Below are 25,202 nucleotides of genomic sequence, written 5' to 3'. Positions count from 1 at the left end.
AGGCAAATGGAGGGGGAGTCCATTGCTGAGCAGAGCACCTGCCGCCGTGGGGACGGCAGCGCGGTTCACCGCAGTTCATGAGCCAGGTCGGGGGGAGAGGGCAAGCGGGGCCGGTGGTCGCACACCGGCCCCGCTCGTCAGCCACGCACCGCGGTAGCGGGCGTGTGCGGATTGCGAGCTGCCTGAGAGGCAGGCACGGGCCGGGCACATTCCCGGCGTACCGGGCCGGCCGCTGCGCGCTCCACGCGCGGTGTTGATCAGGTAGGCGCCGTGCTTCGTCTTCGCGATCAGGTCATCGTCGAAGAGCCCCTCGGTCTCCGGGGTGCAGCGGCGCGTTGATCGTGCCGACGTCGCGTTGGGGATGTCCACCCCCGGCGGGTGGAACGTCAGGTTCAGAACAGAGCCAGGCACTTCAGCCTGGCGAGTCCGATGCGCCACACCGCCGAGCAGGCGTGTGAAGTCCACTGAGGACGGAGTCGGCACCGTCTGCCCGCCCGGATATCCGGTCAGCCCGGGCAGGTCGTCGCGTGCGTACGCCGTCGGATACCCGGTCACCGGGTCGTCGTAGAGAACGCAGAGAATCTTCATGCCTTCAGCATCGAAGCCAGGACGTCCTTGTGTCCAAGCGAAAGCGCCTGTCCGCTCATAGCTCGCGCCTGTCGAGGTGCTTGTGCGGCACGCGATCCAGCTCTTCAAGCAAGCGCTTCACGACCTCGACCATCGAGGCGCAGGCAGCCCCGCGTCCAAGCGAAACTGCCTATCCCCTCATAGGTCACGCCTATCGAGCGCTCACTCAGGCCTTGACGAACGACGGAACGAAGACCGGCAGCACGGACGCCAGTTCGGCCCCGGCCGCCTCCTTGGTCTGGCCGAACATGATCACCTCCGAGATGAGCGTGCCGCGGCCCATGAACGCGTAACACGCATAGGGGGACACGTCCGGATCGAGGGTCGCCTCGCAGTACGCGTAGAAGTCGTCCACGCCCTCCGGCTTGGCGAGCGCCGTGAGCTGCTCGACGCTGCGGGTGTGGGTACAGCTGGCGAGCCCGGTCTCCACACCCTGCACCAGCACGGCCGCCATGCGGTCTGCCATGGCGTGGACCTGCTGGAAGACAGTCGTCCGCCCCGTCCAGAGCCGTGACCGGGCGACCGAGGTGCCGTCCACGTGGATCTCGCGGCCCCCGCAGATCATGGCCACGACCTGGCCGTCCGCGCCGATCTCGCCGTCGGTCGCCGGCACGTTCGTCTTGACCTGGCCACCGACCGCGGCGAAGGCGTCGGGCGGGGCGATCGCCGCCTTAGCGCGCTCGTTCAGCTCGGCCGGCGTCGGCAGCGCCGTCGTCATGGGGATCGTGGTCGACGGCGGCGGCGCGGCAGCGGGTTCACCGGCACACCCTGCGACCAGGCCGACCAAAGCCATGACGGCAGCACAAATACGCGTGTTCAACTTTGCTCCCCAGGACTTTCGGCGCCCGGAAACGGGCGCCGAGGGAGCAGTAAACCACGCACACAGGTCCCGGCTGTCAAGGTGCTTGTGCAACAGGCGGTCCAACTCCCCGCGCACGTCAAGCCCGCGGGTGAGCCCCGGCATCGCCGGCACCAGGGGTCGAAGCCCGCGCCCCCGCGACGAGTCCGGTCCGATCCAGCTGGCATAGCAACAACTACGACACCAACGACGTCCGCGACAGCAGGTCGATCGCCGCGTACACGTGTCGCAACGTCGGCGCCGGCACGCGGGTGAGCTCGGCGATCTCCACCACCGCGGCGATGATCGCGTCGATCTCCAGCCGCTTGCCGGCCTCCAGGTCCTGCAGCATCGACGTCTTGTGGTGGCCGACCCTCCTGGCCCCGTCGATGCGCTTGTCGATGGAGATCTGCGGATCGCAGCCGGCGGCCCGTGCGATGGTCAGGGTCTCCGCCATCATCTGGGCCACCAGGTCGCGGCTGTCCGAGTGGTCGCAGATCTCCACCATCGTCGCGCGGGTCAGCGCGCTCAGTGGGTTGAACGCCACGTTGCCCATGAGCTTGATCCAGATGTCCTCGCGGACGTCCTTCTCCACCGGGCACTTCAGCCCGCCGGCGACCATCGCCTCACTCAGCGCGACACAGCGCGGGGAGATCGACCGATCAGGCTCGCCGATCGAGAACCGCGTGCCCTCCAGGTGCCGGATCACGCCGGGCGCCTCGATCTCAGTCGAGCAGTAGACGACGCACCCGATCGCGCGGTCCATCGGCAGCACGGCGGTGACCGAGCCGCCGGGGTCCACGGCCTCGATGCGCTGGCCCTCCAGGGGATGTCCGGTCATGCCGTGGAAGTACCACCACGGGATTCCGTTCTGCGCCGCGATCACCGCGGTGCCGGGTCCCATCAGCGGCGCCAGCAGGTCGCCTGCCGACGCGTACGAGTACGCCTTCAGGCCAAGGAAAACGTAGTCGACCTCGCCCACTTCGGCGGGGTCGTCGGTCGCGTGTGGATGCGCGGTGAAGTCACCGCGCGGGCTCAGCACCCGCACGCCGTGCTCCCGCATTGCGGCGAGGTGGGCTCCACGCGCGATCAGGTGGACTTCCACGCCCGCACGATGCAAGGCCGCACCGACGTAGGCACCGATCGCTCCGGCTCCGAGAACAGCGATCTTCATAGCACGCCCCGCTCGTCAAAGATTGCATACAGTATACTGACAACCCGAATACTTCCCTAGAAGTGCTTTTTGCATACCAAAAGCTGTATTCTGTCCGGCATGACCTCTTTGCCCAGTGGCCGCAGAGCGCCCCGCGGGTCCCTCAGCGCCGCGGCGAGCCGCCGGGTCGAACGGCCCGCACCGCTGCGTCAAGCCGTCTACGACGCCCTGCTCGAGCTCATCGTCAACCGCACCCTCGCACCCGGTCAGCACCTGGTCGAGGCCGAGCTCGCCGAGTACCTGGGCGTGAGCAGGCAACCCGTGCGCGAGGCCCTGCAGCGACTGCAGACCGATGGGTGGGTCGACCTGCGTCCCGCCCAGGGTGCCTTCGTGCACACCCCGACCGAGGAGGAGGCCGACCAGCTGCTCGCCGTGCGCAGCGTGCTGGAGACCTACTCCGCCAAGCTCGCCGCCGAACACGCCACCCCGTCCGACGTGAAGACGCTCAGGAAACTGCAGAAGGCCGGCGAGGAGGCGCTCGTCACCGCGAACGTCGAGCGCCTGGTCAAGGCGAACGCCGATCTGCACGCGGCCGTCGCGGCGATCGGCCGCAACAAGGTCCTGTCCGAGATGATCGGGCTGGTCGACCGCCGGGTGCGCTGGTACTACACGCCGATCGCCCGCCCGCGCAGCCGGGACTCGTGGAACGAGCACGCCGAGCTGGTCGCGGCCATCGCCGACGGCGATGTGGAGCGGGCCGGCGAGGTCATGCACCACCACGCGGAGCAGACCCGCCAGACCTACCACGACCGCAAGACACCCGAAAGTCCTACGGACAGCGACTGATCCATTACCCTCAGATCACTCAAATCGGTCATTTGGTATCGAACGGGTGATCCGCGACACGATGGCGGCGGATTGCATACAAAACGCAGTATGCTGAATCGCAACAGGGACGGGGTCGACGGAGACCCGAAAGAGGTTTCCCGCCGGGTACCCAGGCAATGGGCATCCGGAGGAACAGACCCCGGCCGCAGCCCTGTTCCTCCCGTACGCCAGCGCCTGTCGGGCTGTTGCGCGCCTCGGGAGCCACCATCGACAGGAGGAAAGTCATGTCCCGCTTGAAGAACTTCGCGCGCTCGCTCACCCAGCCGCGTGCGGGTTTCTCCGCCGACGGCCGCGCGCTGGGCCTCGGACTGTCCACCGCGCTCAACGAACAGCGCAAGGACGCCGAGGCCCAGGCGGCCGTGGCCAAGACGCTCCGCAAGGACGCCAAGGGCCACACGATTCACGGCTGAGAGTCCTTCACCGGAGCGTCTTCGCTCCGCTGCGCACTCTCGGCACCCTCCACGGCGGAACGGGCAGCCCGCCGGGAGGTGTGCAGGCTCCACACCGTGGTGATCGCGAGCGTGACCACGATGACCCCGAGGGACACCACGATCGGGATCTCCGGAGCCCACGAGACACCGTGGTGGTGCAGCGCCTCGAAGATGAGCTTGAACCCGATGAACGCGAGCACCACCGCGAGGCCCTTGCTCAGGTGCACCAGGCGATCCAGAAGACCACCCACCAGGAAGAAGAGCTGGCGCAAGCCCATCAACGCGAACGCGTTGGCGGTCAGCACCAGGTACGGCTCCTTGGTGAGCCCGAAGATCGCCGGGATCGAGTCCACCGCGAACAGCAGGTCCGTGGTGCCGACCGCGACCATGACGATCAGCATCGGCGTGACCACGCGCTTGCCGTCGATGCGCGTCGTCAACGCGGCACCGTGGTACGTCGTGGTCGCCGGCACCACCTTCTTCACCGCGCGCAGGGCGGCGTTCTCGGAGAACTCGGCCTCCTCGGTCTCCTTCTGCCGCAACAACTTCCACGCGGTGAAGATCAGGAAGGCACCGAAGAGGTAGAACAGCCAGTCGAACCGTGAGATCGCCTGTGCTCCCAGGGCGATGAACACGGCTCGCAGCAACAACGCCAGGATGATGCCGACGATGAGCACCTTCTGCCGGTACTCACGCGGCACCGCGAACCTGGCCATGATGAGCACGAAGACGAACAGGTTGTCGACGCTCAGCGAGTACTCGGTGATCCAGCCGGCGAAGAACTCACCGCCGTGGCCGGGCCCGGCGAACACCGTGACGCCGAGTCCGAACAGGACGGCCAGGCCGACGTAGAAGAGCACCCAGTACAACGACTCGCGGAACGACGGTTCGTGCGGTTTGCGTGCGACGAGGTAGAAGTCGAACGCGATGATGGCGGCGATGCCGCCCAACGTCGCGATCCACACCCAGACAGGAAGATCCAGCATTCTCGCTCCTCCGGCGGAAGGTCAGCGGGACGTGGTGGCCGCCGCGGCGTTCATGCGGATGCGCAGCGCGATCCGCTCGTGCAGCCACAGGAACCCGATCGCCCAGCCGAGGCTCACGAGTCCCTGGTAGGCGAGGAAACCGGCCAGATCCGGGGGCAGCCGGACCTGGCCGGTGAGCACCAAACTCACGGAGATCTCGTGCACCAGCCTGGCCAGCGGGAAGCCCACGAGCCAGAACAGCGCGACCGGGGCGAACCGCCCTCGCGGCAGCCGGCCCGACGCCAGCAGGACGCCGAGACCGCCACCGAGCGACGCCAGCGGCACGCCGAGCGCGAGCATCGTGACCAGCGCCCAGGAGAGGGGCTGGCCGATCAGGGCCGCCAGCCCACCCGCGACGACTCCTGCGGCGAGTCCGACCGCCGCACCGGGGACTGCTTCCTTGATCTCCATCAGTCCACCACGACGCCGAACCGGACCAGGCTGTAGAACAGCATGCCGAGGTAGAACACGGCACCCAGCCCGATGATGATGTTCGTGATCAGCTTGGGCCGGATGGGTTTGGGCAGCATCCGGTTGTTCACGAGCAGCAGCACCACGCAGTAGGCGCCCATCGCGAACGTCGAGAGGAACGCGAGGACGTCGAGGATCGCTCCCGGTCCGTCCGCCGGCCCCCACAGCAGGATGATGATGCCGAACGTGATGACGCCCCACAGGAATCCCGCGTAGAGGTGCGACATCCGGAACCGCTTCGCGCCGGGCACGAAGTGGTAGGCCATGTCGGCCTGGCCGCGCGAGAACGAGTCGAACAGACCCAGGGTGGCGTTCAGGCCGATCAACGCGATGAAGCCGAGGAACACGGCGCCGAGCACCGGTCCGCCCGCTGACGCGAAGGCGTCCGACATGCCGTTGAGCGCCGCTTCCCGTTCCCCTGCCTCGATCAGCGCCCGCACGTTCGGGCTCTCCCGGTTCGCCGCCTGCGCGAGCACGGTGAACGAGATCGTCACCAGCATCGTGATGCCCCAGAAGAGCAGCAGCGCGTCGAACGTCACCCAGCGCCGCCAGCCCTTCCACTTCGCCATCTCGGCCGGGTCCGACGTGTCGAACATGAAGCCGCGGCTGGGCATCTCCTCTTCCTTGCCCGCGTGCCGCAGCCCGCGCACCTTGGGGATGTGCGCGCCCATGCCGGCACCGCTGTCGCGCAGGTGCAGCGTGTACCACATCTGCTGCATGCCGGACGGACCGGCGAACGCGATCGAGCCGACGATGACCGGGAACCACGTCGCCGACAGGGCGTCGGCCGGCAGGTACCCGAACTGGAACATGCCCGTCACGGTGCTGACCAGGTCCTGCCACGTGCCGACCATCGCCGCCACCACGGCGGTGCTGACGACGAGCACGCCGATGAGGATGGAGAGCAGGTTCTCCAGCAGGTTGTAGATGACCTTCGCCAGGCTGAAGAGCACGCCGACGAGGATCAGGCCCACACAGGCCGACACCGCCCACGGTATGCCGGTGATCCGCTCCAGCGCCGCCGCGCCCGCGGAGAGGTGGCCCGGCCAGATGTAGACGGCCATGGCGACGATGAAGAAGAACCACATGATCGGTTTGAACACGCGGGCCGCGCCGAAGAAGATGCTCTCGCCCGTCGCCATGGCGTAGCGGGCCATCTCGAGCATCACGACGGCCTGCAGGGTCACGCCGATCAGGAAGAGCCACCGGATGTCCGGGCCGAACAACAGCACGAGCCGGGGCCACATGTAGGCCTCGCCCATGCCCACGCCGAGTGCCACCAGGAAGACGGTGGGGCCCAGCAGGTGGATCGACGGTGGCGCGTCGGGCAGTTTCCTGATGGGCATCGCTTCCAGCCTGCCCGCGGGCCAGACGCGTTCCTTGCCGGGCGGGGCCGACACGTCCGTGCGGGCGACCAGATTTGGATCATCCACGGTTAACAACCTCCAGAGGACCGGCTGTCTTCGTTGACCTCCCTGGCGGGTTCGCGACCGTGGGCGTGTCACGGTCGCGGACGGGCCATCCATTCCTTGAAACGCCGTGCGGTGGTCGTGGTCCCGGGAGGGACCACGACCACTCACGACTCAACTACAGCAAGCCGGCGGCACGGGCCCACCGGTACTTGGCACCCAGTACCGCGACAGGCTTCTCCGTTGTGTACGGATACGCAACCACTCCGTGCCGGTACAGGTACTCGCTGGCTTCCTCGACCTGGACGTCACCCGCGAGGGAGGCGACGACAGGCTTGTGGATCCCGTTCGCCCGGTACTCCTCCACGACGTCGACCACGAGCTTCGCGAACACCATCGGTGGCGTGACGATGGTGTGCCAGTAGCCCAGGATCAACGAGTGGATGCGGTCGTCCGCGAGGCCGAGCGCGATCGTGTTCCGGTACGTCGAGGGCGGTTCCCCACCGGTGATGTCGACGGGGTTGCCCGCCGCGCCGAACGGCGGGATGAACTTCCGGAACGCCGCGTCCAGATCGTCCGGAATGGACATGAGCGACAACCCGTGGTCCACACAGGCGTCCGAGAGCAGCACGCCCGAGCCGCCCGCGCCGGTGATGATGACGACGTTCTCGCCCTTCGGGGTCGCGAGCAGCGGGATGCCGCGCGCGTACTCCAGCAGGTCGTTCAGGCCGGGGGCGCGGATCACGCCGCTCTGCCGCAGGATGTCGTCGTAGACCCGGTCGTTGCCGGCGAGGGCGCCGGTGTGCGAGCTCGCGGCCTTCGCGCCCTGGTCGGTCCGTCCCGCTTTGAGCACCACGACCGGTTTCTTCGCCGAGACCCGTTTCGCGGTCTCGGCGAAGGACCGGCCGTCCTTGAGGTCCTCCAGGTGCATCGCGACGAGCTGGGTGTTCGGGTCGGACTCGAAGAACGTCAGCAGGTCGTCCTCGTCGATGTCGGCCTTGTTGCCGACGCCCACGATCGACGAGACGCCCATGCCCGCGGACCGGCTGAACCCGAGGATCGCCATGCCGATTCCGCCGCTTTGAGAGGTAAGGGCCACTCCGCCCTTGACGTCGTAGGGCGTGCAGAACGTCGCCGAGAGGTTTTCCGGTGTGTAGTAGTAGCCGTAGATGTTCGGGCCGAGGATCCGCACGCCGTGCTTGCGCGCGATCGCCACGATCTCGTCCTGCAGCTCCTGGTTGCCCGTCTCGCCGAAGCCGGACGGGATCATGATCGCGCCGCCGACGCCCTTCCTGCCGACCTCCTCGAGCGCGGCCGGCACGAACTTCGCCGGGATCGCGAACACCGCGACGTCGACGTCTCCCGGAACGTCGGCGATGCTCGCGAAGGCCTTGCGGTCGAGGATCTCGTCCGCCTTGGGGTTGATCGGGTAGATCTCTCCCTGGTAGCCGCCGTTCACGAGGTTCTTCATCACCGAGTTGCCGATCTTGCCCTCTTCGTTCGAGGCACCGATCACGGCGACGGCGGACGGCTTCATGATCCGGTTCATCGAGGCGAGGATCTCGTCCTGGGTGAACCGGACCGGCTCCTTGGCCGCGTTCTCGTCGACCAGGATCCGGACGTCGACCGCGGTGGCGCCGGAAGGCGTCGCCAGCACGGGGTTGAGGTCGACCTCCGCCAGTTGCGGGAAGTCCGAGACCAGGTCCGACACGCGGTGGATCAGGTCGGCGAGCTTGTGGGCGTCGACGCCTTCCGCGCCGCGGACGCCGCGGAGGATCTCCGCGGCGGCGATGCCGTCGACCATGGAGAGGGCCTCGGACGCGCTGGTCGGCGCCAGCCGGAACGTGACGTCCTTGAGCACCTCGACCAGGATCCCGCCGAGGCCGAACGCGACGATCTTGCCGAACGTGGCGTCGGTGGTGGCACCCACGATGACCTCGTGGACCTCCTTGCCGGTCGGCAGCTGCTGCTGGACCTGCACACCGGTGATGTCGGCGTCCGCCTGGTAGTTCCTGGCGTTGTGGATGATCGTGCGGTAGCCCTCGGCCACCTCGGCGGAGTTCCTGAGGCCCACCAGGACGCCGCCGGCCTCGGTCTTGTGCAGGATGTCCGGTGAGACGATCTTGAGCACGACCGGGTAGCCGATCTCCTCGGCGAACGCGACGGCGCCCTCCGACGACTTCGCCAGCGCCTCGGCCGGGGTCGCGATCCCGTAGGCGTCGCAGACCCGCTTGCCCTCCGGCGCGGTGAGCGACGACCGTCCCTCCGCCCGCACCTTCGCGAGTACGTTCTCGACCGCGGCGCGGTCGTAGCCGTTGTCCGGCATGAGATTTCGTCTCCCTAGGGATTCGGGGCGGTTCAGATGACGCCGGCGGCGCGCAGGCCGGCCAGCCGGTCGGCGCTGTAGCCGAGCGCGCCGAGCACCTCGTCGTTGTGCTCACCCAGCAACGGCGGGCGCCGCACCTCGACGACCGAGTCGGAGAGTTTGAGCGGGTTGCCGACCGTCTTGAACGTGCCGCGTTCGGGGTGCTCGACCTCGACCACGGTGCCCAGCTCGGCCAGCGTCTCGTCCTCGATGATCTCCTTTGTGGACAGGATGGGTCCGCACGGGATGTTGTGGGCGTTGAGCTTGTCCATGACCTCCCACTTGGTGTGCTTCTCCGTCCACTCCTCGATCAGCGCGAACGCCTTGTCCAGCTTGGAGAGCCGGACCTCGGGCGTGGCCCAGGCCGGGTCGTCGGCGAGCTCCGGCCTGCCGATCAGCTGGGTCAGCGGCGCCCAGCCGACGGGCTGGATGATCACGTAGATGTAGTCGTTGGGACCGCCGGGAGCGCAGCGCACCGCCCAGCCCGGCTGACCACCACCGGAGGCGTTACCGGACCGGGGCACCTCGTCGGAGAACTGCTCGTTCGGGTACTCCCCCAGTGGCCCGTGGGCGAGCCGCTGCTGGTCGCGCAGCTTGACCCGGCACAGGTTCAGCACCGCGTCCTGCATCGCGACCTGGACGCGCTGCCCGCGCCCGGTGTTGGTCCGCTGGTACAGCGCGGCCAGGATCGCGGCCACCAGGTGGATGCCGGTACCGGAGTCGCCGATCTGCGCGCCGGTGGCGAGCGGAGGTCCGTCCTCGAAGCCGGTGGTGCTCATCGAGCCGCCCATCGCCTGCGCGATCACCTCGTACGCCTTGAAGTCGGCGTAGCGGCCGGGGCCGAAGCCCTTGATCGACGCGTAGATGAGCTTCTCGTTGAGCTCGTGCAGCTTCTCCCAGGGGTAGCCGAACCGCTCGACGACGCCGGGGCCGAAGTTCTCCACCAGGACGTCGACGTCGGCGATCAGCTTCTCGAAGACCTCCTTGCCTTCGGCGGCCTTCATGTTGAGCGTGATGCTCCGCTTGTTGCAGTTGAGCATCGTGAAGTAAAGACTGTCCACATCGGGCAGATCGCGCAGCTGGCCGCGGGTGATGTCGCCCCGTCCCGGCGTTTCCAGCTTGATGACGTCCGCTCCCAGCCAGGCGAGCAGCTGGGTCGACGACGGTCCGGACTGCACGTGCGTCATGTCGAGGACTTTGACGCCCTCCAGGGCCTTGGTCGGAGTTGTACCCATTTGGTCAGCTCACCTACTTGTACATCGTCTGGTTCATGGTTCCCGGCGCGTACACGTCGGGGTCGATCCACACGTTGATCAGCGAGGGCTTGCCGGACTCGCGGGCGCGCTGCAGTGCCGGGCCGATGTCCTTGGGGTCGCGGACCTCCTCGCCGTAGCCGCCGAGCATCTTGGCGAACTGGTCGTAGCGCACGTCGCCGAGCGTGTTGCCGACGCGCTCGCGCTCCAGCCCGTACTTGGCCGCCTGGCCGTAGCGGATCTGGTTCATCGACGAGTTGTTGCCGACGATGCCGACGAACGGCAGGTTGTAGCGGACGAGCGTCTCGAAGTCCCAGCCGGTGAGGCTGAACGCGCCGTCACCGAAGAGCGCCACGACCTCCTTGTCCGGCCTGGCCAGTTTCGCCGCCAGCACGAACGGGATGCCGACGCCGAGTGTCCCGAGTGGACCGGGGTCCATCCAGTGGCCTGGCGACTTCGGCTGCACGACCTGGCCGGAGAACGTGACCACGTCACCGCCGTCGCCGATGTAGATCGAGTCCTCGGTGAGGAAGTCGTTGATCTCGCTCACCAGGCGGTAAGGGTGGATCGGCAGGTCGTCGGAACGCAGGTGCTCCGCGCGCTTCTGCCGGGCCTTCTCCTCGACCGCCTGCAGCTCCTCCAGCCACACCTTGCGGCCCATCGCGCCGTTGTCCTCACGGCCCGACGCGGCCTGCGTGACGCTGGCCAGGACCAGGTCGGCGTCACCGACGATGCCGAGGTCGACGTCGCGGTTCTTGCCGACCGTGCGGTAGTCGAGGTCGATCTGCACGACGGTCGCGTTCGCGGAGAGCCTCCGGCCGTACCCCATCCGGAAGTCGAACGGGGTGCCGACGATCACGATGACGTCGGCGTTGTCGAAGGCGTAGCGGCGCGACAGCTGGAAGTGGTGCGGGTCGCCGGGAGGCAGGGTGCCGCGGCCGGCGCCGTTCATGTAGGCGGGGACGTTGAGGGTGCGGACGAGCTCGATCGCGGAGTCCGTGGCCCGCGTGGTCCACACCTGGCTGCCCAGCAGGATCGCGGGCTTGCGGGCGTTCACCAGCAGGTCCGCGAGCCGCTCGACGTCCGCCGGGTCACCGAGGGCGCGCGTGGACGCGCGGTAGTGGCCCGCCTGCGGTACCCGTGCCTGCGACACCGGCACCCTGGCGTCCAGGACGTCGCGCGGGATCTCCAGGAACGACGGGCCGGGCGCGCCGGCGTTGGCCTCGCGGAACGCCATCGACACCATGTCCGCGATGCGGGCGGTGTGCGGGACGTTCGCCGCGAACTTCGTGATCGGCGTCATCATGTCCACGTGCGGGAGGTCCTGCAGTGAACCCATCTTGTGCTGGCTCAGCGCACCCTGGCCGCCGATCAGCAGCATCGGGCTCTCCGCGCGGAACGCGTTGGCGACGCCCGTGACGGCGTCGGTGGTGCCCGGTCCCGCGGTCACGACGGCGCAGCCCGGCTTGCCGGTGATCCGCGCGTAGCCGTCGGCCGCGTGCGCCGCGACCTGTTCGTGCCGGACGTCGACGACGGCGATGCCCTCGTCGACGCAACCGTCGTAGATGTCGATGATGTGGCCGCCGCACAGCGTGAAGATGGTGTCGACGCCCTCAGCCTTGAGCGCTTTGGCGACCAGATGACCCCCAGAGATGGTCTCGGTAGTCGACTCCGGCTCCGCGGAACTCGTCATCGGCGATCAGCTCCCCTAGCGCTCGACTGTAGATTGCATACCGTATGAGGTAGGCATATCGTTACTCCGCTACCAACCGGATGTCCATAGATGCCCGCAAGTTTTCGGCGAGAGGACGTAGACGGTGGATCTTTTCGAACACGAGGCGCGGGACCTCTTCGAGCGGTACGGGGTGCCCGTCCCGCGTGGTTTCGTGGCGGACACTCCTGAGTCCGCGCGCGAGGCCGCGGCGCGGATCGGCGGCACCGTCGTCGTGAAGGCCCAGGTGAAGACCGGCGGACGCGGCAAAGCCGGCGGGATCAAGCTCGCTTCGTCGCCCGGCGAAGCTTTCGGCGCGGCCACCGCCATCCTGGGGATGGACATCAAGGGCCACACCGTGCACAAGGTTCTGGTCACCGAGGCGAGCGAGATCGCCGAGGAGTACTACCTGTCGTTCCTGCTGGATCGTGCCAACAGGACGTTCATCGGCATGGCGTCGGCCACCGGCGGCATGGAGATCGAGGAGATGGCGGACTCCATCACCCGGATGCCGGCTTCGGCCTTCGACGCGTCCGCGGTGTTCGGGCCGGAGATCGCCGCGCAGGTCGACGAGGTGGCTTCCGCCCTGTGGAAGGTCTTCGTCTCCGAGGACGCGACCCTGGTCGAGGTCAACCCGTTGGCGCGCACCAAGGACGGCCGGATCGTCGCGCTGGACGGCAAAGTGACGCTGGACGACAACGCGGCGTTCCGGCACTCTCGTCCTTCGGACAGCGCTGTCGGCGACCCGCTGGAGGTGCGGGCGGCCGAGAAGGGCCTCAACTACGTCAAGCTCGACGGCACGGTCGGTGTCATCGGCAACGGCGCGGGTCTCGTCATGTCCACTTTGGACGTCGTGGCGCTCGCCGGTGCCGCGCCCGCGAACTTCCTCGACATCGGCGGCGGCGCCTCGGCCCAGGTGATGGCCGACGGCCTCGACGTGATCCTGTCCGACCCGTCGGTGCGCAGTGTGTTCGTGAACGTGTTCGGCGGCATCACCGCGTGCGACGCGGTGGCCGGCGGAATCGTGCAGGCACTCGGCATGCTCGGCGACCGCGCCGACAAACCGCTGGTCGTGCGGCTGGACGGCAACAACGCCGAAGCGGGCCACCGCATCCTCGACGAGGCACGACACCCCCTGATCACCGTGGCGCACACGATGGACGACGCGGCGGGCCGTGCCGCCGCCCTCGCCGGCAAGGAGTCCTGATGGCCATCTTCCTCGATGAGAACAGCCGTGTGATCGTGCAGGGCATGACGGGTTCGGAGGGTGCCAAGCACACCCGCCGGATGCTCGCGGCCGGCACTCAGGTCGTCGGCGGCGTGAACGCGCGCAAGGCAGGCACGTCCGTGGACTTCGACGACGTGACGCTGCCGGTGTACGGCACGGTCGCCCAGGCGATGGCGGAGACCGGCGCGACCGTGTCGGTGCTCTTCGTCCCGCCCGCGTTCACCGGCGACGCGGTGATCGAGGCGGTCGACGCCGGGATCGGCCTGGCCGTCGTGATCACCGAAGGCGTACCGGTCCACGACACGGCACGGTTCTGGGCGCACGCGCAGGGCCGTTCGACGCGGATCATCGGCCCCAACTGCCCCGGCATCATCAGTCCCGGCAAGTCCAACGCGGGCATCATCCCCGCCGACATCACCAAGCCGGGGTCGATCGGCCTGGTGTCGAAGTCGGGAACGCTCACCTACCAGCTGATGCACGAGCTGAAGGACTTCGGCTTCACCACGTGCGTCGGCATCGGCGGCGACCCGATCGTCGGCACCACGCACATCGACGCGATCACGGCGTTCGAGGCCGATCCGGAGACCGAGCTGATCGTGATGATCGGCGAGATCGGCGGTGACGCGGAGGAACGGGCGGCGGAGTTCGTGCGGGACAACGTGTCCAAGCCCGTCGTCGGGTACGTCGCCGGCTTCACCGCGCCCGAGGGCAGGACGATGGGCCACGCGGGCGCCATCGTCTCGGGCTCCTCGGGCACGGCGGAGGCCAAGAAGCAGGCGATGGAGGCGGTGGGGATCAGGGTCGGCAGGACGCCGTCCGAGACCGCCTCCCTCGCCAGGGCCATCCTGACCAGCTAGTGCTGCGTCAGTCGGGCTTTGCCCCGTATTCGGTGTTCAGACGGCCGCGAGGCGGCCCGCTGAGCGTCGAAGACGCGGCGAAGGTTGGCTGACGCAGCACTAACCGGTGCAGATCGCCCGGTCGGCCACGTCGACGGCCGAGGGCTTGCCGGAGCCCTGCCAGTTCGTGTTGGTCACGACCGACGCGAACCGGCCGTCGTCGGTGGTCAGGGTGAACGAGTAGTGCCCGGTGGGCAGGGAACCGTTGTGACCCCATGCGACCACGCCGCACGAAAGCGGCATCTTCACCAGGGCCAGGCCGTAGAGGTCGGCGGGGCCGAAGGTGCGCTTCATCTCGGCCAGCGCCGCGGGTGAGACGAGCCTGCCGCCGACCAACGCGCGGTAGAACCGCTGGAGGTCGTCCAAAGTGGACTCCATGGCGCCGGCGGTGCTCCAGAAGGACAGCTCGACGGCGGTGGTCGCCTCGGTCCAGAAGTAGAGCTGGCCGAGGCGGCCACCCAGGTAGCCGTTCAGGAAAGGCGTCTTCAGCGCACGGTCACCGGGTGCCGGGAAGCGTGTCTCGGTGAGGCCGAGAGGGTGGAGGACCCGCTCGGTGATCGCGTCGCCGGCCTGCCTGCCGGTGAGACGTTCGATCAGCAGGCCGAGCACCAGGAAGCCGACGTTCGAGTAGTTCTGAGCGGCACCGGGGACGTTCTGGGCGGGCTCGTCCATCGCCGAGCGGACGAGCTCGGCCAGCGTGAACGTACCGCCCGGGCTCGCCTTCGCGTCGCGGACGTCGCGGACGAGCCCGCTGGTGTGCTGCAGCAGCTGGCGGACGGTGATCACATCACCGTTGTAGTTCCCGGTGACCACCCCGGGCAGGTACCGCGAGATGGGGGCGTCCAGTTCGGCGCGGCCCTCGTCGACGAGTTGCAGCACCACGACGGCGGTGAACGTCTTGGTCTGACTGCCGATCCGGAAGTGGTCGGCCGCGGTGATCGGGCGCCGCTCGTGGAGCTTCCCTGTGCCGGTCGACCGCGTACCGGATCCGGTGTGCACGGCGGCGCCCGGTCCCGCCTGCATCAGGTACTGGTCGAGCACCGTCTGCACGCCGTCGTCGGCCTTCGCCGGTGTGACGCCGAGGAGCAGGAGCGCGCAGACGAGCACGGTGAGGCGCTTCACGCGGTCACCTCCCTGGACGTCGGGAGCTCGGCCGAGCCCTCGGCCTTGTCCCCGATCACCGACATGGCCTGCTTCACGATCTTCAGCACGGCTTGGGCGCCCTCGACCAGTTTGACCAGGTTCTCGCCGCTGGCCAGGAGTTCGCCGAGCTTGGCGGCGATCTGCACCCCGCACTCGACGGCGATCTGGACGCACTGCGGGATCGCCACGGCGATGCTCTGCCCGAACGTCGCGGCCGCCGCGGCGATGGCCTGGGTCATGATCGGCACGATCTTGCCGACCGCCTCGGTGATCAGCCGCGTCACCTCGGCGACGACCTGCGCGACCACCTCGCCCGCCTTGATCAGCGCGGTGGCGTTGGTGAGCGCGGTCTCGGCGACGGACAGCACGCCGTCGACGAGTTCCTGGCCGGTCTTCGCGTAGCTCTCCGCGCTCTCGCCGGTCCAGCCGCTGGTCTCGCTGCCCGACTTCCGCTGGTAGTCCTCGGCCAGCGTCGTCGCGGCCTTGCCCGCGTCCTGGAACTCGCCGGCACCGCGCTGCACGCCGTCCGGGTTGCCGCGCAGCTGGTTGAGCGGCTCCTCCAGGAACGACACCATCGGCGTGAGGAAGCCGACGCCCGCGCTGTCCAGGGCCTGCAACGGTTTCCCGTTCGAGCCGAGCTCGCTCAGCTGTGCCTTCGGCGTGTCGGCGAGGTCCTCGGAGAGCCACTCGTCGCCGGCGATGGCTTTGGTGGTGGTGCGGAGCTCGCCCAGCAGCGCGGCGATCGTGCCCGCGTCCGTCACGGTGGCGGTCATCGGCCGGCCCCCGTGACGTTCTCGGCATTGCGCTCGTCGGTGCGCTGGTAGTCCTCGGCCGTCCGCCGCATACCCTCGCCTACCTTGTCCATTGTGGACGCCACGTGCGCGAACGCACCCATCGTCTCCCCCATCGAGCCGCTCAGGCCGGAGGTGAGGAACCGCGCGAACGAGCCGAGGGACTCCTGACCGAGCTGGTCGGGCAACCGTCCTCCCGTCGCGGACAACTGGTCGGCGCATCCGGTCAGCGTCGCGGCATGGCGGCGCAACTGCTCGTGGTCGACGGTGAAGCTCATCGGACGGCCTCCGGCAGGTGCGAGGTGATCCGGTGCAGCGCGTCGCTCTCGCCGAGGTAGCTCGCCATCACCTCGGTCATGCGGGCGCTCGCCAGCCGTTGCGCCTCCCGCGCGGTGCTGACGATCAGCATCGCGAGCGTGTCGACGTCGAGCTTGCGCGCCGCCGGAGTCAACGCGACATCGCCGAGCACTCCCCCCGCGTTCACCGTCACGGTGACCTCACCGCGCGGCGAGGTCGCGCTCGCGCCGACCTCGGCCAGACTCGCACTCGCCGACCGTGCGCTGTAGGCGACCCGCTCCAGGCGTTCCTGGTAGTCGGCCAGCCACTGTGCTGGATCCACTTCTCTCCCCCTCTTCTAGGCTCGCGCCGTCGCGGCGAGCTCACCGATCACCCGGACCAGGTCGTGGTGCCGCATCGGGTTGACGCTGACCCAGCCGTCCTCACCGACGTCCACTCTGACCCGCCCCCCTGGACTGTCCAACCAGGACACTTCCTGCCGCTGCCCGCCCCTGACCACGCCCGCCTGCCCCTGCCCGGTGACCTCCAGGTCGAGCCCGGCGCCGGGCGGCAGCGTGATGGGCATGAGCTGTGCGGGCCGCAGCCGTGGCACCAGCGCCACGAGCTCGTCGCCCAGCGTCTCCGCCTCGACGTGCGCCACCCGGACCGTGTTCTCGGACTGCGTGCACACCACCGCGTCGTCGCCGTAGACCATCGCGACCGCACCCGCGCCCGGCACGACGAGGTCGACCACGGCCCGGTGCTCGTGCAGCGCGGTGACCAGTTCCGCGGCCATGCCCGTCGGTCCGTGCGCCTCGGCCAGTCCGCGCGCCTGCAGGCCGTGGCCCGCCTCGGCGAGCAGCGTGGCGCGTTCGTCCGCGAGCCTGCCGAACGACGGCACCCGCAACGGGAACGGCCAGCGCACCCCGGCGTGGGTGGCGAGCAGGTCCATCTCCACCAGGTCGAAGGCGATCACCGGGCCGCCTTGCGCGCCTGCTCGGCGTCGGTCTCGGTGTAGGTGGACCTGATCTCCGCGAGCATCTGCCGGAACTCCCGCACCTCGCGTTCGGCCGCGCCCACCTCACCCGCGAGCCCCGATCCGGCGTCCTTGAGCCGGCGCGACAGGTCCTGCGCGGGCGGGGCGGTGCCGAGCAACGGCTGCCGCTCGGCCAGCCTGCTCGCCGTCGCCACCAGATCGCCGGTCAGCTCAGCCAGCCTGGTCAGGGTCCGCACCCGGTCCTGCAGCTGGTCGGGCGAGACTTCGTAACCGGTCACTGTTCCTCCCCGATGACCGCCGGCGACACCCGCTCGGTCACCGCGAACAGGTCGTGGTCGAGCGTCGGCATCTGGTTCTCGTGCGTCTGGTCCTCGTCCTTGCGCGCGCCCCCCGCCGGAGGTGCGCCCATCGCGTTGTTCTGCGCGGACGGCCGGGTGTCTCCGGTGAGCGTGCCCATCGCGGCGATGCCGCCCTGCTGGCCGAACATCACGCCGGTGCGCATGCCCGGACTGAGCTGCTGGCTCACCGGCGTGGCGGCACCGGAAACCGGGGTCACCGGGCCTCGGGTGGTGGACGCCGTCGAACCGCCCACCAGGCGTTGCCACGGCACGCCACCCGAGCTCGGCGTCTTCACCGCGGCCACGGGCGGCGCAGCACGGGGCGTGGGAGCGGCCTGCGGGATGTTGCTCCGCGCGTCGTCGATCAGGCGGCCGCTGCCGTTGAGGCTGGACTCGTAGGTCTGCATCGCGCGGACGGCCTGCGCCTTCTGCTGGTCGGCCGAGGCGGCGCCGAAGTAGAAGTAGAAGCCCGACGTGGCTCCCGCCGGCATGGTCGGGGCGCTCGGAAAGGTGTACGGCGCCGGCGCGCCCGGAACGGTGTACGGCGCCGGGGCGTTCGGCAGCGCGAACGGAGCCGGTGCGAACGAAGCCGGAGCGAAGGACGCCGGGGCGCTCGGCATGCCGGCGAACGCCGGCATCGTCATCCCCGGAGCCGGAGCCGGAGCCGGAGCCGGTGGCGGCGGCATCGCGGCTCTGGCCGCGGCCAGCGCGTCGGCGGAGTCCTGCGCGGCCTTCTGCCCGGCCGACGCCAGCTCGCTGATCTTCTCGATCCGCTCGGCCAGCGCGCCGAGCCGGGCACCGGCCTCCTCCGCCGCCGCCCCTTTCCACCCCTCGAGCAACGCGGCTCGTTGTTCCCGGAGCACCTCGGCGTGCGCGTCCAACGCGGCACGGTGGCGCGTCCACTCGTCGGCGACCGTGCTCACGTCCGCGACGTCGGCGTCCTGCCACAACATCCGGTGCAACTCTTCGTGGCTGTACGCCTCCCAGTTGATCTCACCCGGCGGCGGCGACTCGTTGCCTGACACCCCTGCGATCCCTCCCTCGTCCCCGGCAAACGATCACAGCCGGGACGGGCGGGAGAACAGGCCAGACGACCGGCCACTTGTGGCCGGTTGCTCTGGTCAGCGCAAACGAGCGAGATGGTCCTGGAGACGCGCGTGCCGGAACTGGTAGACCGCACCGGCCCGCCGCAGCACGCCACGCCGGTACGCGTCGTCCAGAAACGCCGGCAGATCCCACGGCAGCTTCCCGGTCAACGGCAACCACACGCGCGCGAACACCACCCACTGCCCCCACGCGGTCAGGCTCAGCACGTAGGCCAGCCCACCGCCGATGCCGCCGACGAGACCGAGCGCCAGAGCCGGCACCGGGCTCCACAGCACCTCGACCCACAACGCCGTCACCACTCTCGCGACGATCCCCGTCACCGCCGTGAGGAACAGGGCGAACACGGGGACCATCAGCGCCATCAGCCCGAACACCGCGCGCCGGTTGGCCTTCCGCAGCCCGTCGGGGCTGCCCGCCGACCGCACGTCGAGCGGCGCCTCCATCGCGGCGACCACGGCGAACACCAGCCCGGCGCCGAGCCCGAACACCAGGCCGAACGCGCCGATGTCGACCAGCACCCCCGCCGTCAGCACCGCTCCGGGCGTGACCAGCCAGAACGCCATCGTGCGCACCAGCCCGTACGCGGCACCGACGGCCCCGCCGAACGCCAGCCCGAGCAGTCCCCGCGACCACACCCGCTTCCCGGCCCGGCCGCGCAACCTCAGCCGCGTCCGCACGGGTTCGAGCGGTGTCCTGCGCACCACCAAGCGGTGCGCCACCCCGAACAGCAGTCCGGTGGCCAGCCCGATCATCACCGCGAACAGCAGACCTCTGGCCCCGAGCTCACCCACCAGCACGGTCTCCAGCACCAGGTCGGCGAACCCGACCGCGACTCCCACAGCCAGCCCGGTCACCGTCGACGAGGAGCCGAACCGCCACCACGCCACGTCGTGCGTGCCGAGCCTGGTCAGGTGGCGGGCGAGGTGGCCGAGCCACGGCCGCACCCGCTCGGCCTCCGCGCCGTAGACGGCGGGGACGAAGCTGCCGAGCAGGTGCCGTTCGACCTCTTCGGCGGTCCCGAACGTGAGCAGCTCGGCCGGGTCGTGGTCAGGGGTGTCGCTGTAGATCCGCCGCGCGAGCGCCACCATCAACGGCGTCGTCAGCACCTGGGCGAGCGGGCCGCCGTTGCGCACCTCATCGAGCACGGGCTTCCAGACGTTGCCGCCCGGCCCGGTCTTGCGCGTGGTGCGCGGCAGGTAGTCCGCCAGGTCCTCGCACGCCAGGTCGGCCAGCACCACCGCGGCGGCCGACGTCAGCACGTCCGTGCCCTCGACGGCGTCGCGGTACTCGTCCACGCGGCTGGTCAGCAACAACGGCAGGGTGGTGGCGTTCAACGCGTTGAGCGCGGACCGGTGCAACCCGGCCGCGATCTCGTCGAACCCGTCCAGCACCGGCAGCACCCGCTGGGAGTCGACCAGTGCCGCCGCGAGCGTCCCGCCGCTGGGCCCCGGTGCCGCGAGGAACGGGTGGTCGCGGGTCAGCTGGTCGGCGAGCCAGTCGCGCAGGCCCAGGCGTTCCGGGTGCCACGACCCGAGGCTGAAGATCACCGGCACCGGATCGGCCGGGTTGCGCGCGCCGAGCAGGTCGAGCACGAACCGAGTGGTCAGCACCGTCTTGCCGGCCCCAGCCCGCCCGAGCACCACGAGCCGCCGCGACCCGACCCCGCGGTACACGTCGACGACCTGGTCCAGGCGCCCGTCGAGCGCCGCCTCGCCGCCGATGTTGAGCCAGCTGTCCATCAACGTCGCGGGCGCCGCGTCCCAGCGCACCGGCAGCGGCACCGGGTCGTGGATCTGCCGTTGCTCTTCTTCGCGCCGCCACCGGGCCTCGATGGCGACCTTCAACGTCTCGACGGCCTCGTGCAGCGGGTCGAACCTCACCGGCTCCACCGCGACGGGTTCGTCGCGTCCGGCGGCGGAGAACAGTTCGGTGCGCTCGGCCCCGGTCAGCTCCAGCGCGTCGGCTAGCGACCGCACGGTGCCCATGCGCGGATCGGTCCGTTCGCCGGTCTCCAGCCCCCGCACCGTGCGAATGCCCACGGCGGCGCGCTGGGCGAGCGCCTCCTGGCTCAAGCCGGCCCGCTGCCGCCACTGACGCAGCAGTAAGCCGAACTGGCTCGCCACAACCGCCCCCTCGTCCTGATGATCAGCAGCGTACCGAGACCACCGTGTCTCGTGGCCGATGCCATCCGGTTGGAGGAAGATCGCGGAGGTGCTGACCGAATGGCTCCACACCGTTCCGCCGCTGCTGGTCTACGTCGTCGTGGGCCTGGTGGTCGGTGTCGAGAGCATGGGGATACCGGTGCCGGGCGAGATCGTGCTCGTCGCGGCGGCGCTGATGGCCTCCCACCACGACGGCGTCTCGCCGCTGCTCGTCGGGGTCTCCGCGGCCGCGGGGGCGATCGTCGGCGACAGCGTCGGGTACGCGCTGGGCAAGCGGTTCGGGCCGCGGATCTTCGGCTGGGCGGGCGAGAAGTTCCCGCGCCACTTCAGTCCGGACAAGATCGGCCGCGCAGAAGCGCTGTTCGCGAAGTACGGCGCCTGGGCGGTGTTCTTCGGCCGGTTCGTGGCGTTGCTGCGGATCCTGTCCGGTCCGCTCGCGGCCACGATGGGCATGCACTACGGGAAGTTCCTGGCGGCCAACGCGGCGGGCGGCATCACGTGGGCCGGCGGCACGACGGCGGCCGTCTACTTCGCCGGAGAAGCCGCCGAGCACTACCTCGCCGAGTTCTCGTGGGTCGCGCTGCTGGTCGTGCTGGTGGCGGTGATCGCGTTCAGCGTCCGGGCCCGGCTCCGCCGTTCATCCCGATGACCTGGGCCTGCCCTTGCCCGCGATCATGTCGGCGAGGTCTTCCGCGGAGGCGCCGCCCCACTTGGGATCGTTGAGCTGACCGCTGGCCTCCATGCCCGCGATCCCGTTCGCGCTGCTGATGAGCAGGGCCGCGTAGCGGCGGGCGTCCTGCTCGCCGACCAGGTCGGCGACGACGGCCAGGAACTCGGTCTGGCTGCGCTGGGCGGCACGGGCGAGTGCCGGCAGGGCGCCCCTCGGGTCACTCCGGCGCTCGCTCCCGCCGCGCGCAACGTCACGGCGTCGAGACCGCCGGAATCGAACAGCTCAGCGCCCGCGACGAGCAGGGCGCGGCGCGTGGCGGCGGCTGATTCGGCGCGACTGATCACGCACGGCTCCCGGGTCCTCGTCCAGTGCGGCATCGCCGACGCGCTGCGCCCGGTTGACGACGGCGTTGGAACAGGTCAGGGTCGGTCCCGCACTCGACCCCACCAGTCAGACGCGGCCGGCCTGAGAACGTGGCCCGGCGCCGGGCCACGGGTCCGGCGCCGGGCCACCTCGGTGATTAGGCTGCTCACGTCCGGAACCGACTGGGGAGATCTCGATGGAAACGCACGTTCTCGAAACCGACAGAGCGGCCATCACCTACGACGTGAGCGGCGAAGGCCGTCCGCTGATGATGATCGGCCAGCCGATGGACGCGAGCGGCTTCACCGCCCTGCGTGCGCAGTTCCCCGACCGCAAGGTGATCACCTACGACCCGCGCGGCATCGGCAGGAGCACGCGGTCCGACGGCAGCACCGACAACACGCCGGAGATCCAGGCAGCCGACGTGCACGCGGTGATCGAGGCCGTCGGTGGCCCGGTCGACCTGTTCGCGTCCAGCGGCGGCGCGGTCACGGCGCTGGAGCTCGTGGCCGCCTACCCGGACGACGTGATCACGCTCGTCGCGCACGAGCCGCCGATCATCGACGTGCTGCCCGACGCCGATGCCGCCCGCCGCGCGCGTGACGGTTTCATGCACGTCTACCAGACCAAGGGCTGGGGTGCGGGCATGGCCGCGTTCATGCAGATGAGCTCGTGGCAGGGCGAGTACACCGACGAGTACTTCGCTTTGCCCGCACCGGATCCGGCGCAGTTCGGCATGCCCGCCGAGGACGACGGCAAGCGCGACGACCCGTTGCTGAGCACCGCCTCGCTCGCCATCACCGACTACCACCCGAAGGCCGACGCGCTGGCCGCCGCCTCCACCCGCGTCGTGATCGCTGTGGGCGAGGAGACGGGCGACGCGTTCACCGCGCGCACGGCCGTGCACACGGCGAAGCTCCTTGGCCAGGAAGCCGTGGTGTTCCCGAGCCACCACGGCGGTTTCCTCGGTGGCGAGTTCGGTTACGCGGGCAAGCCCGAGGAGTTCGCGGTCAGGCTGCGCGAGGTGCTCGGCTGAGGATGACGTCGGCGGCCCGCTGAGCGCCGCCGCTGGTCGCGATGGCGGCACGCATCCGGTCGAGGTTCCGCCGGATCGTGCCGCCGGCGACCACCCGTTCGACGGCCGCCCGCAGGTCCGCGTGGTCGTCGACGCGTTCACCCAGGCCGAGTTCGGCCACGCGGTCGGCGTTCGCGACCTGCTCCGGTGTCTGCGGGACGACGACCAGCGGCACGCCCTGGTGCAGGGCCTCCATGGTGGAGTTCATGCCGCCGTGGCTGATGAACGCCTTGGCGTGCCTCAGCACCGCCGGCTGCGGGAACCACGGCCGGACGTCGAAGTTCTCCGGCGCCTCGACGTCACGGGCGGTCATCGCGACCTGCCAGGCGCCGTCGCCGAACTGGTCGGCGCACGCCCGGTAGAAGCCGGCGTCGCTCATCACCGAGCCGAGCGAGACGTAGAGCAGCGGCAGGTCCGGCCGCCGGGGTGCCCACTCCTCGTCGAGCCGGCGCCCGAGCACCGGGCCGACGAAGTGGAACGACTCGTCGAACGTGGCACCGAACGGCTGGAACTCCCGTGGCAGGAACACCACGCTGCACGCCTCGGGCGCCTCGACGGTGCTCCACGGGTCGAGCTCGACGCCGTGTTCGGCCGCGAACCGCGCGGTGTGCTCGGTGAGGTATCGGTCCAGGTCGACGTCCATGACCTTGTGGTGCTCGTTGGACGCGGTGTGCGGCAAGGTGCGGACCGCCGGGATGCCGAACCGCCGCGCCACCAGCCGTGCGGGCCAGTTCGTGGAGTCGTAGCAGATGAGGTCCGGCCTGGCGGTCCGGCACCGGTCGAGCAGGACCGGGTAGGTCGCGCTCATCGCCCTGAAGTAGTGCGGGAACCACTCGTCGATCGGGTTGGCGGTGACGGGCCGGAAGTCGGGCAGCGCGGGGAGCTCCACCCACCGCGCGCCGGCTCCGGTCACCGCTTCGGCGTGCTCGGCACCGGTCGCGTAGCCGACCTCGGCACCGCGTCGGGCCAGCTCCTCGACGACCGCCAGGGTCGGCGTGACGTGGCCATGTCCAGCGAGCGTGACGAACAGGATCCCCATGCCGCCGATCCTGCCGAACGGGGTCAACCGCTTTATCGCAGGAACGCCTCGACGACCTCGGCCACGCGCAGGCCGCTCGCGAAGTCCGCCAGGTCGCGCGGGTGCTCACCCCTGACCGCCTGCGCGAACAGCGTGAGCCGCGAGTAGTCGGACCCGGTCCGCTCCAGCGCCACCGGTTCCCACGGGCCACCATCCGAAGTGGACAGCGCGGCCCACTGTTCGAGGCGCAGCGACCGTTCGGTGCCCCACATCGTCCACTCGTAGATCTCGGGCCCGGCCAGTCCGGAGAACGCCGACACGTGCACCGGCACACCACTGCCCCGCAGCACGCCGCAGGCCGCCACCTCGGCCGCGCCGGGCTCGGGGAAGTCCGACGACACCGACTCGACGGTCAGCGGCCCGAGCACCCGGTCGGTGAGGTAGACGAAGTGCGACAGCACCTCGCGGACGAACCCGCCCTGCTCCGAGCGTGAGAGCCAGGCCGCCTCCGCCTGGAACGCCCTGGGCCAGCGCGGGAACTGCAGCCGGATCTCGACGCCGCGCAGCGCGCCCAGCTCGGGCAGCCGCCGTTCGACCTCGATCGTCGCCGCCATGTCGGACAACGCGAAGTTCACGGCGTTCGGGCGGCCCTGGGCGGCTGCGGCCATCGCGCGGGCCTCGGCCAGGTCGACGGCCAGCGGCTTCTCGCAGAACACGGCTTTGCCTGCCTGGAAGGCTTTCAGCACCAGTTCGGCGTGCGACGCGGGTGGCGTCGAGATGTACACCGCGTCCACTTCGGACAGCACGTCGTCCAGCGTCGTGACGACGGGGAGGTCGAGCGTGCGGGGTGCGACGTCCACGCCCGCGACCACGGTGTAGCCGGGATGTTGCCGCGCCGCCGTCAGCATCCGGGTGCCCATGGCTCCCAGGCCGACGACGGCGAGGCGAATCGGATCAGCGATCATGG

25 protein-coding genes are annotated in these 25,202 nt (G+C 69.7%); 6 read left to right on the top strand and 19 right to left on the bottom strand.

Annotated elements, in window-relative coordinates; all coding sequences use genetic code 11:
* Positions 1-75: 75 nt before the first annotated feature.
* The 3 genes from ACRSBM_RS12305 to ACRSBM_RS12295 form a co-directional block, all read right to left on the bottom strand.
* Entirely contained in the window at positions 76-588 is a 513-nt protein-coding gene (locus ACRSBM_RS12305; protein WP_434443029.1) for an NAD(P)-dependent oxidoreductase, read from the bottom strand.
* A gap of 205 nt (positions 589-793) precedes the next feature.
* Positions 794-1,420, bottom strand: a complete 627-nt coding sequence (locus tag ACRSBM_RS12300) for a hypothetical protein (protein WP_434443027.1) — start codon at positions 1,418-1,420, stop codon at positions 794-796.
* A gap of 241 nt (positions 1,421-1,661) precedes the next feature.
* Complete coding sequence (locus tag ACRSBM_RS12295; RefSeq protein ID WP_434443026.1) at positions 1,662-2,639, bottom strand: 2-dehydropantoate 2-reductase; 978 nt, start codon at positions 2,637-2,639, stop codon at positions 1,662-1,664.
* A 99-nt stretch (positions 2,640-2,738) separates the two neighbouring features.
* Between ACRSBM_RS12295 and ACRSBM_RS12290 the strand changes: the two genes are divergently transcribed.
* Together ACRSBM_RS12290 and ACRSBM_RS12285 are read left to right on the top strand one after the other, a co-directional pair.
* Entirely contained in the window at positions 2,739-3,464 is a 726-nt protein-coding gene (locus tag ACRSBM_RS12290) for a GntR family transcriptional regulator (protein ID WP_434443024.1), read from the top strand.
* Positions 3,465-3,730: 266 nt separating this feature from the next.
* On the top strand, positions 3,731-3,916 hold the full coding sequence (locus ACRSBM_RS12285) for a hypothetical protein (RefSeq protein ID WP_434443022.1): 186 nt from the start codon (positions 3,731-3,733) through the stop codon (positions 3,914-3,916).
* On the opposite strand, the gene ACRSBM_RS12280 is transcribed toward ACRSBM_RS12285, so the two are convergent.
* From ACRSBM_RS12280 to ACRSBM_RS12255, 6 genes are all read right to left on the bottom strand, one after another.
* Positions 3,907-4,920, bottom strand: coding sequence for a TerC family protein (locus ACRSBM_RS12280; protein WP_434453060.1), 1,014 nt, complete (start codon positions 4,918-4,920; stop codon positions 3,907-3,909). The genes ACRSBM_RS12285 and ACRSBM_RS12280 overlap by 10 nt on opposite strands.
* A 24-nt stretch (positions 4,921-4,944) precedes the next feature.
* Entirely contained in the window at positions 4,945-5,373 is a 429-nt protein-coding gene (locus ACRSBM_RS12275) for a hypothetical protein (protein ID WP_434443020.1), read from the bottom strand.
* A complete protein-coding gene (locus tag ACRSBM_RS12270) occupies positions 5,373-6,866 on the bottom strand; it encodes an Nramp family divalent metal transporter (protein ID WP_434443019.1) in 1,494 nt (497 codons plus the stop codon). The genes ACRSBM_RS12275 and ACRSBM_RS12270 overlap by 1 nt, the downstream gene beginning before the upstream one ends.
* Positions 6,867-7,020: 154 nt before the next feature.
* The gene (locus ACRSBM_RS12265) at positions 7,021-9,168 is read right to left on the bottom strand and encodes an acetate--CoA ligase family protein (protein ID WP_434443017.1); all 2,148 of its coding nucleotides are present in this window, start codon (positions 9,166-9,168) and stop codon (positions 7,021-7,023) included.
* Between the two features lie 32 nt (positions 9,169-9,200).
* Positions 9,201-10,442 (bottom strand): formyl-CoA transferase, encoded by a 1,242-nt coding sequence (gene frc / locus ACRSBM_RS12260; protein WP_434443016.1) that lies wholly within the window; start codon positions 10,440-10,442, stop codon positions 9,201-9,203.
* A gap of 13 nt (positions 10,443-10,455) precedes the next feature.
* Complete coding sequence (locus ACRSBM_RS12255; protein WP_434443014.1) at positions 10,456-12,153, bottom strand: thiamine pyrophosphate-binding protein; 1,698 nt, start codon at positions 12,151-12,153, stop codon at positions 10,456-10,458.
* Positions 12,154-12,277: 124 nt separating this feature from the next.
* Here ACRSBM_RS12255 and sucC point away from each other — a divergent pair, with 124 nt between their 5' ends.
* On the top strand, positions 12,278-13,378 hold the full coding sequence (sucC, locus tag ACRSBM_RS12250) for an ADP-forming succinate--CoA ligase subunit beta (protein WP_434443012.1): 1,101 nt from the start codon (positions 12,278-12,280) through the stop codon (positions 13,376-13,378).
* A complete protein-coding gene (gene sucD / locus ACRSBM_RS12245; RefSeq protein ID WP_434443010.1) occupies positions 13,378-14,256 on the top strand; it encodes a succinate--CoA ligase subunit alpha in 879 nt (292 codons plus the stop codon). Before sucC ends, sucD begins: the two co-directional genes overlap by 1 nt.
* 99 nt (positions 14,257-14,355) lie before the next feature.
* Here the strand turns inward: sucD and ACRSBM_RS12240 are convergent, their stop codons facing one another.
* From ACRSBM_RS12240 to ACRSBM_RS12205, 8 genes are all read right to left on the bottom strand, one after another.
* The gene (locus ACRSBM_RS12240) at positions 14,356-15,417 is read right to left on the bottom strand and encodes a serine hydrolase domain-containing protein (protein WP_434443008.1); all 1,062 of its coding nucleotides are present in this window, start codon (positions 15,415-15,417) and stop codon (positions 14,356-14,358) included.
* Positions 15,414-16,211: a WXG100 family type VII secretion target gene (locus tag ACRSBM_RS12235; RefSeq protein ID WP_434443006.1), complete on the bottom strand. Its 798-nt coding sequence runs from the start codon at positions 16,209-16,211 to the stop codon at positions 15,414-15,416. The genes ACRSBM_RS12240 and ACRSBM_RS12235 overlap by 4 nt, the downstream gene beginning before the upstream one ends.
* Entirely contained in the window at positions 16,208-16,507 is a 300-nt protein-coding gene (locus tag ACRSBM_RS12230; RefSeq protein ID WP_434443004.1) for a type VII secretion target, read from the bottom strand. Before ACRSBM_RS12230 ends, ACRSBM_RS12235 begins: the two co-directional genes overlap by 4 nt.
* Positions 16,504-16,848, bottom strand: a complete 345-nt coding sequence (locus tag ACRSBM_RS12225; RefSeq protein WP_434443002.1) for a YbaB/EbfC family nucleoid-associated protein — start codon at positions 16,846-16,848, stop codon at positions 16,504-16,506. Before ACRSBM_RS12225 ends, ACRSBM_RS12230 begins: the two co-directional genes overlap by 4 nt.
* A 15-nt stretch (positions 16,849-16,863) precedes the next feature.
* Entirely contained in the window at positions 16,864-17,481 is a 618-nt protein-coding gene (locus ACRSBM_RS12220) for an ESX secretion-associated protein EspG (protein ID WP_434443000.1), read from the bottom strand.
* Positions 17,478-17,780 (bottom strand): hypothetical protein, encoded by a 303-nt coding sequence (locus ACRSBM_RS12215; RefSeq protein WP_434442999.1) that lies wholly within the window; start codon positions 17,778-17,780, stop codon positions 17,478-17,480. Before ACRSBM_RS12215 ends, ACRSBM_RS12220 begins: the two co-directional genes overlap by 4 nt.
* Positions 17,777-18,865: a hypothetical protein gene (locus tag ACRSBM_RS12210; protein ID WP_434442997.1), complete on the bottom strand. Its 1,089-nt coding sequence runs from the start codon at positions 18,863-18,865 to the stop codon at positions 17,777-17,779. The genes ACRSBM_RS12215 and ACRSBM_RS12210 overlap by 4 nt, the downstream gene beginning before the upstream one ends.
* Positions 18,866-18,961: 96 nt before the next feature.
* Positions 18,962-21,070, bottom strand: coding sequence for a helix-turn-helix domain-containing protein (locus ACRSBM_RS12205; RefSeq protein ID WP_434442995.1), 2,109 nt, complete (start codon positions 21,068-21,070; stop codon positions 18,962-18,964).
* A gap of 88 nt (positions 21,071-21,158) precedes the next feature.
* On the opposite strand from ACRSBM_RS12205, the gene ACRSBM_RS12200 reads away from it, so the two are divergent.
* Positions 21,159-21,758, top strand: coding sequence for a DedA family protein (locus ACRSBM_RS12200; RefSeq protein ID WP_434442993.1), 600 nt, complete (start codon positions 21,159-21,161; stop codon positions 21,756-21,758).
* Positions 21,759-22,338: 580 nt separating this feature from the next.
* Positions 22,339-23,178 (top strand): alpha/beta fold hydrolase, encoded by an 840-nt coding sequence (locus ACRSBM_RS12195; RefSeq protein WP_434442991.1) that lies wholly within the window; start codon positions 22,339-22,341, stop codon positions 23,176-23,178.
* Here the strand turns inward: ACRSBM_RS12195 and ACRSBM_RS12190 are convergent.
* Both ACRSBM_RS12190 and ACRSBM_RS12185 read right to left on the bottom strand, forming a co-directional pair.
* Positions 23,153-24,256: a macrolide family glycosyltransferase gene (locus ACRSBM_RS12190; RefSeq protein WP_434442989.1), complete on the bottom strand. Its 1,104-nt coding sequence runs from the start codon at positions 24,254-24,256 to the stop codon at positions 23,153-23,155. The two genes, ACRSBM_RS12195 and ACRSBM_RS12190, sit on opposite strands and share 26 nt — an antisense overlap.
* Before the next feature lie 32 nt (positions 24,257-24,288).
* Positions 24,289-25,200, bottom strand: a complete 912-nt coding sequence (locus ACRSBM_RS12185) for a Gfo/Idh/MocA family protein (RefSeq protein WP_434442988.1) — start codon at positions 25,198-25,200, stop codon at positions 24,289-24,291.
* Positions 25,201-25,202 lie beyond the last annotated feature (2 nt).

Source organism: Lentzea xerophila (assembly GCF_051094245.1).
GTDB lineage: Bacteria > Actinomycetota > Actinomycetes > Mycobacteriales > Pseudonocardiaceae > Lentzea > Lentzea xerophila.
This window is presented reverse-complemented; position numbering and strand designations above follow the sequence as displayed.